The 1,265-nt window shown below is 42.9% G+C and carries 1 protein-coding gene; it reads left to right on the forward strand.

Annotated elements, in window-relative coordinates; genetic code table 11:
- The first annotated feature begins 53 nt into the window (after positions 1-53).
- Positions 54-1,258 (forward strand): IS3 family transposase gene (locus R7E38_RS22770; RefSeq protein WP_182016900.1). Its coding sequence is split into 2 segments (ribosomal slippage): positions 54-405 and positions 405-1,258, totalling 1,206 coding nucleotides; the frame shifts between segments, so codons are not numbered across the junction.
- Positions 1,259-1,265: the final 7 nt, after the last annotated feature.

Genomic DNA, 1,265 nt, shown 5'->3' on the forward strand with positions numbered 1-1,265 from the left:
TGTGCCGTCCTAAATAAGGTTGACACTTTCCACCCCCAAAATTGGAGAGTGTTATGAAATCAACAACTAAAAGAACTCAGCGAGATTACTCCCTCGCTTTTAAACTCACTGTAGTTGATGAGGTTGAAAAAGGAAGCCTCACTTACAAACAAGCCCAAGAGAAGTATGGCATCCAAGGTTGCTCTACGGTTTTGGTTTGGCTTCGTAAGCATGGTCGACTAGATTGGTCTAAAGGGACACCTAACTTTATGTCCAAAGGAGACTCTATGGCCAAGTTCAATTCACCTCCTACACCAGAGCAACGTATTAAAGAGCTTGAGAAGCAGCTCGAAGATGCTCAACTCAAAGCCGACTTCTTTGAAGCTGTCGTGAACGTTATGGAACGTGACTATGGTGTTAGAGTGACAAAAAAGCACAAAGAAGCGTTGTCCAAGAGAAAACCATAGTAGGTTTGAGCGTTACGAAGTTTTGTCAGTTAGTACAAATCTCTCGCCAAGCTTATTATAAGCAATGCCAAACTCAATCTCGTTGTGAACATCATGAGCATGCTGTCATTGGCTTTGTCCGTGAAGTCAGGCTGAAGCAGCCACGCATTGGCACGCGTAAACTGAAGTTCTTAGCAGCAACAAAGGGCATTCAAATAGGTCGCGATAAGCTCTTTGAACTTCTCAGAAAGCATCGGCTGTTAGTGAGAGCAAGACGAGCCTATCACCGAACGACTGACAGCCGTCATCGATTTTTCTGTCACCCAAACAAAGTGAAAGATGGGCTGACACCAACGAAGCCAGAACAACTGTGGGTTGCTGATATTACTTACTTGCCAACTCAAAATGGAGAGAGTTATCTCAGCTTGGTTACAGACGCTTATTCAAGGAAGATTGTTGGTTTTTATGTGGATGACAACATGAAAACTCAATCAGTTAAGCGGGCATTTATCTCAGCTCTCAGGCAACGGCAGAGTGAAGAAAAGCTAATACACCACTCAGATAGAGGCTCACAATACTGTTCGAAGGAATATCAAGATATCCATAAGAAACATAGAGTGACTTGCTCAATGACTGACGGGTATGACTGTTATCAGAATGCTTTAGCTGAGCGTGTAAATGGGATACTCAAAATGGAGCTCTTGCTGAAGAAACCGAAAGATCTGAAAGAAGCAAGGACGATGGTAGCAGAGTCCGTAGATATCTATAATCAAATGAGGCCTCATACGGCTTTAAAATACAAAACGCCCGATGAAGTACATCGAGCGTTTTAGTTAAAAA

The sequence above is a fragment of the Vibrio sp. Vb2131 genome (assembly GCF_033338535.1).
GTDB classification, from domain to species: Bacteria; Pseudomonadota; Gammaproteobacteria; order Enterobacterales; family Vibrionaceae; genus Vibrio; species Vibrio alginolyticus.